This window comes from Siminovitchia thermophila (assembly GCF_016909185.1).
Classification (GTDB): Bacteria; Bacillota; Bacilli; order Bacillales; family Bacillaceae_C; genus Siminovitchia; species Siminovitchia thermophila.
Map to the genome: position 1 here is coordinate 146328 of NZ_JAFBFH010000008.1, position 6000 is coordinate 152327.

Here is a 6000-nt window from a genome sequence, read left to right on the forward strand (position 1 = left end):
GTATACGTATAAATAAGTTGGGCCGACCTTTGCGGTTGGTATTGTTACAACACTTTCCCTAAAAAAAAAAAGAGTTTTCCAGGCTCAAACCCGCGTTTCAAAAGCATTTTCCCTCATGATAAAAACATTGCCTGGAAGCAACATTTTTTGTATAATTTGTCTTGTAACCATAACGTTTTGGTTAGGAGGGGTTTAGTTGGGACAGAAAAATTAAGAATCGGTGAATTAGCTGATAAAACTAATGTTACCAAGAGGACTATCGATTATTATACGAATCTTGGTTTGTTGAAAGCGGAACGTTCCGCTTCAAATTACCGTTACTATGACCCGTCTTCCATTGAAAGAATTGAATTTATTGAAAAACGAAAACAAGATGGAATGTCACTAGATGACATTAAGAAAGAAATCATTGCAAAATATTCAGAAGAAGTTGACGTATTAGAACTGCGACTGAAAATAAAAGGGTTGGAAAAGGAAGTTTCTGAAATTCTGGCTCAATTAGAGAAAACCGACAAAAAGAAATATGACGATATTAAGAAAAAAATCTCTCATGAAAGTTTGTCATTGATACAAACATTACTTTTATTGCTTAGTTAAATCTTTGGGGGTGATACTTCCATGTTTTTTCATCCAATGGACATTTTCATTTTCTTGGCATTAGGGATTTCCATTTGGGCACAATTTAAGGTAAAAGGAAATTTTAATAAGTGGTCAGAGGTGAAAACCCGGACGGGTTTATCTGGTGCGGAGGTCGCTCGGCAAATTCTGGACAGCAACGGGCTGCACAACGTTCCGATCGAGGTCGTGCCCGGCATGCTTTCCGATCATTACGACCCCATTAAACGTGTCGTTCGTTTATCGGAACCAGTTTATTATGGACGTTCTATCGCATCTGTATCCGTCGCAGCCCACGAAGTGGGTCATGCCATTCAACATCAACAATCATATACAGCTCTTGTCCTGCGGCACCGGATTTTTCCTATGGCGAATTTTGCTTCTGGCGTTGCTCCCTTTTTATTTATTGGGGGATTTCTTTTACAACAATTATCTTTAATCGGTATTGGCATTGTCTTCTTCTCGGCAGCAGTGGCTTTTCAATTAATTACACTCCCAGTGGAATTTGATGCAAGTAAACGCGCCAAAAACTTAATGCTTTCTGAAGGTATATTGTTTAATGATGAAGAACACGGTGTAAAGAAAGTACTAAATGCAGCCGCATTGACATACGTCGCGGGAGCACTGATGGCTGTATTTGAACTATTGAAATTTGTCATGATCTTTCTTCAAGGAAATGCTGAAGAATAGAACGATCTTTTATTGGGAGGTGTAAGTCTTACTTTCGTAAGGCTGTTCATTGACAACCATAAACTTAATTTTAATTGCTGTATTAATTGCTTTAACCGCATTTTTCGTGGCGACGGAATTTGCCATTGTAAAAGTCCGTACATCAAGAATAGATCAATTAATTGCTGAAGGAAAAAAAGGCGCTCTTGCTGCAAAAAGGGTTGTCACACATCTGGATGAATATTTATCCGCATGTCAATTGGGGATTACCATGACTGCTTTAGGATTAGGATGGCTGGGAGAACCGACCGTCGAAAAATTATTGCATCCTGTATTCGAGCATTTTGAATTAAATGAATCACTGACAAGTATTTTGTCATTCGCCATCGCTTTTTCCCTCGTAACGTTTTTACATGTAGTGGTGGGGGAACTGGCTCCAAAAACAGTCGCGATTCAGAAAGCTGAGGCGGTAACCCTTGCTTTCGCCGTACCCATTATTTGGTTCTATAAATTAATGTACCCTTTCATATGGTCGCTAAATGGGTCGGCCCGCTTGCTTATTGGACTATTTGGCATAAAACCTGCTTCAGAGCATGAAGTAGCCCACTCGGAAGAGGAACTGCGCATACTGCTGTCTGAAAGTTATAAGAGTGGGGAAATCAACAAGAATGAACTCAAATATATGAATAATATCTTTGAATTCGATGAACGAATCGCAAAAGAAATTATGGTCCCGCGAACAGAGATTGCGGCCATCTCGATTGACGATAGCTATGAAGAAATTTTGAATACGATTAAAGTGAAAAATTTTACACGCTATCCGGTCGTTGACGGTGATAAAGACCATATTAAAGGCTTTATCAATGTGAAAGAATTTTTAGCGGCCAACCTTCTGGCCCAACAAACAGATAAAGAGTTTCAAATTGAAGATTTCATCAATCCCGTCATTCGAGTCATTGAGACGATCCCCATACATGATTTACTAGTAAAAATGCAGAAAGAACGGATCCATATTGCGATCCTGATGGATGAATATGGGGGTACGTCTGGATTAGTTACCGTCGAAGACATACTTGAAGAAATTGTCGGAGAAATACGAGATGAATTTGATGAAAACGAAGTACCCGAAATCCGCAAATTAAGTGAAAATCACTTTATTTTAGATTCAAAATTACTAATTGAAGACGTAAATCATTTACTGGGAACAAACTTAGAGCACGAAGAAGTGGACACAATCGGCGGTTGGTTCCTGACCCAAAGCATCGATGCAGACCTCGATTCAGAAATAGAGCATGAGGGCTATACATTTAAAGTACAAAACAAAGATGGGCATCAAATTCATTATTTAGAAGTTAAAAAAGCGTAGTGTAAGATGTTATTGTTGAGAAAGGGATAGGGAATGTACATGAAACTGTGAAGTAAGATTCGTAATCACTCTTACTTCACAGTTTCGCTTTTGATTTTATTGACTAAATGATAAAATGGCAAAAAGGAATTCCGCCGGATCCCTTGAAGCCTGATGATGAAAAACTGGAGGCCTTGGGGTTTCACTTATCTGATGTATACATATCTGAATAAGGATCAAAGACCATACGTACGCCTGCCCTCTCCCATAACGCCTCCACCTATTAATGCAAAAGGCTTAAACAGAGCAATACAAGAAGCATAGTGTTCGTACATGGTTCCCCCTCCAAGTTCGCTGTTACCCGCTGTTATGAAATATATTAATGATCTTTAATAGAACCTGATCATACCCTTGTTTAAACACCGTTTTTGGTTGCCCTTACATAAGGGCGCCAAGTAAAGACCAAAGCTGGGCAACTAAAAGAAGTCCCACACTTATTATTGGAATAAAAATGATCCCTATTTATTCAATTGGTATATATTTTGTAGGTAAGGTACTTTTTATAATATCACCTTCACTTAAACTTATAACATATTCTTTAAGATACATTTCATCGGAGAAATGTCCAAGTATTACATTAACCTTTAGTCCATCGTTGACAAAAAAGTTCCCTCTTCCACCATTTGGCTGAACTTTATATCGTCCTTCTGGAATATCCTTTCCAACTTCAAATTGTCCGGCAGCTAAAGTTTTAGGCTCTTCTTTTTTTTCAACAACGCCATTTTCCAACTTCTCTAGTTCCTTCTGTTTTTCTTTTATTTGAGTATCTAAAGAAGCTACTTCTTCACTTTTTTGCTTTGTATTAACTTGTAATTGATCTACGTTTGTTTGCAATTCATCTTTTTGATCTACAAGTGCTGTTGCTTCTTGATATTCATCTTTTAACTGTTCAAGTTCTTCAGATTTTTGTTTTTGTTCTTTTTTGATTTCTGAAAGTTCATTTTCCATTTCTTCAATTGTAAGCTTTTTATCTTCTAGTAGTGTTGTTGCATTTTGGTAGCCAATTTTATGTGCAACATATGAAGAAGCGATAATAACTATTACTGTTGCAATAATAAAAAATACAAAACCTTTACCAAACCTTTCAACCATCCTTCCTTTTTCTTTCACAAAAAAACCCTCCTAATATGTAGTAATAATGACCTAACCAAAATATACCATACATCTCTATTTTCGGGATTATACTTTTTAGATATTATCATTTTTATAGGTGAAAATGCTTACTTTTCATACATTTTTTCCATATTATGGTTGGGGGGATTAGCATGGAAATGAATGCTGTCGTAGAATTGATATGGAATTACGCACGGGAAGTTATTGCAAAATTACGGAAAAACTCCGAGGATTACCACACGTAAGTCCGTGGTACGTACAAAGGAAAAAACTTATTTATACACGCGGATCATTGCAACCTTATGAGGCTTTCTCTGAGGTTGCGTTTTTAATTTGCCAATAGATGATTATTTAATTTTTGATTCATAATCTCTACTCCTCCCTAGTCAATCATAGAAGTCTTCAACTTTATCGATTCCACTTTCTTGTACAAGCTCTCTACGGATCCAACATACTCAATTGGTTCAAATAAGGATGTGAAAATGAGCCTGTTTCAGGTGCGGACTCTATATTGATCCCAAAGGCAGACAGGGATCGGCTTTTCTTCACTTCCTCTATAAAAAAAGTAGCACAAAACCATGGCCTTGGTTTTGTGCTACTAATGTTGTATGTTTGGGGTTCAGTACACAACTAATCAGTCGCTAGTCTTTTTAGGAGTTTTTGAAAGTCACTTCACACAAGCTTATGTTGTTGGATAAAATCTGTTACAATATCTTTTAAATTCGGACTGCCCATTTCAGCTAAATCATAGTGTACACGTGTACACGGCTTATTAATTGAAATGACGCGAGTTAAGTCGATCGGTGTCCCAATGATCACTGCATCACAGTCGGCCTTATTAATCGTTTTTTCAAGATCTTTTAATTGTTGTTCGCCGTATCCCATTGCTGGAAGGACGTTTCCAATATGTTTGTATTTATTTAACGTTTCGGTTAATGTACCTACCGCGAATGGACGTGGGTCAATGATTTCTTTCGCTCCCAAACGCTCTGCCGCGACGGTACCTGCACCAAGTTTCATTTCTCCATGTGTCAACGTCGGACCGTCTTCAACGACTAACACGCGTTTTCCAATAATACTTTCCGGATGATCGACTGTAATCTTTGATTCAGCCTTTATAATCGTGCTATGGGGGCTTGCAAATTTTATATTATTTTCTACAATTTGAATGGCTTCCTTTGACGCACTATCCACTTTGTTAATGATGGCTACATCAGTTGTTCTTAAACAAACTTCGCCAGGATAGTATTTCAGCTCATGACCCGGGCGATGCGGGTCCAAGACAGTAACAGCTAAATCAGGCTCAAAGAAAGAGAAATCATTATTTCCCCCATCCCATAAAATAACGTCACAGCCATCTGGATCATTTTCAGCTGCTGCCAAAATGTCTGCATAATCAACGCCCGCATACACAACATTTCCTCGTGCCACATGTGGTTCATATTCTTCCATTTCTTCGATTGTACAACGATGTTTCTTTAAATCTTCGACTGTCGCAAAGCGCTGAACACGTTGCGCATTTAAATCGCCATACGGCATCGGGTGTCGCACTGCAATGACTTTCAAGTCATGCTCCAACAGCGTTTCAATTATTTTTCGCGACGTCTGACTTTTTCCAGTTCCAGTTCGCACCGCGCAAACAGAAATGACGGGCTTATTACTCTTTAACATCGTGCTGTTTGGACCGAGCAATGTGAAGTTGGCGCCCGCTGCATTCACGATTGCCCCCACACGCATAACATCCTCGTAACTAATATCACTATACGCAAAAACACATTCATCCACTTGTAATTCCTTAATCAATTCTGGTAATTGATCTTGTGAATAAATGGGAATACCATCAGGGTATAGTTCACCCGCTAATTCACTTGGATACTTGCGTCCATCAATATCTGGAATTTGTGTTGCTGTAAAAGCGACAACTTTATAGGCTTCATTATCGCGATAATACGTATTGAAGTTGTGAAAGTCTCTGCCAGCCGCACCTATAATAATAATATTTTTTCTTTTCATAGAACTCTCTCCTATAATTACAATAAGTTATTATAATTATAGCTAGGAATGTATATTAATACAACGGCATTTCCGAATATGCTAGAACTTTGGTTCTATGTCAAATGTTGGGGTGAAGTGAGATGGAATCTCACCTACCCAACATGACTTCCAATTTTTTTATACTTATGTAAAAGAAGTATTCT

5 protein-coding genes are annotated in these 6000 nt (G+C 38.1%); 3 read left to right on the forward strand and 2 right to left on the reverse strand.

The features are described 5' to 3' along the window. Window positions 1-147 precede the first annotated feature (147 nt). From JOC94_RS07870 to JOC94_RS07880, 3 genes are read left to right on the forward strand one after another with little or no spacing between them, the layout of a single operon-like run. Window positions 148-597 (forward strand): MerR family transcriptional regulator, encoded by a 450-nt coding sequence (locus JOC94_RS07870; RefSeq protein ID WP_236017017.1) that lies wholly within the window; start codon window positions 148-150, stop codon window positions 595-597. A 21-nt stretch (window positions 598-618) separates the two neighbouring features. Continuing rightward, window positions 619-1305 carry a zinc metallopeptidase gene (locus tag JOC94_RS07875; protein ID WP_077112678.1) on the forward strand — a complete coding sequence of 229 codons (687 nt, stop codon included), beginning with the start codon at window positions 619-621 and terminating at the stop codon, window positions 1303-1305. Window positions 1306-1354: 49 nt separating this feature from the next. Next, complete coding sequence (locus JOC94_RS07880) at window positions 1355-2650, forward strand: hemolysin family protein (protein ID WP_077112680.1); 1296 nt, start codon at window positions 1355-1357, stop codon at window positions 2648-2650. A gap of 501 nt (window positions 2651-3151) precedes the next feature. On the opposite strand, the gene JOC94_RS07885 is transcribed toward JOC94_RS07880, so the two are convergent. Further along, window positions 3152-3799 carry a hypothetical protein gene (locus JOC94_RS07885; protein ID WP_253191900.1) on the reverse strand — a complete coding sequence of 216 codons (648 nt, stop codon included), beginning with the start codon at window positions 3797-3799 and terminating at the stop codon, window positions 3152-3154. A gap of 675 nt (window positions 3800-4474) precedes the next feature. Continuing rightward, window positions 4475-5815: a cyclic 2,3-diphosphoglycerate synthase gene (locus JOC94_RS07890; protein WP_077112682.1), complete on the reverse strand. Its 1341-nt coding sequence runs from the start codon at window positions 5813-5815 to the stop codon at window positions 4475-4477. Between the last annotated feature and the right edge of the window lie 185 nt (window positions 5816-6000).

Bases quoted from the DNA above. Each gene is read 5' to 3' on its own strand.
- JOC94_RS07875 (WP_077112678.1), top strand. From the start codon at position 619: ATGTTTTTTCATCCAATGGACATTTTCATTTTCTTGGCATTAGGGATT.
- JOC94_RS07890 (WP_077112682.1), bottom strand. From the start codon at position 5,815: ATGAAAAGAAAAAATATTATTATTATAGGTGCGGCTGGCAGAGACTTT.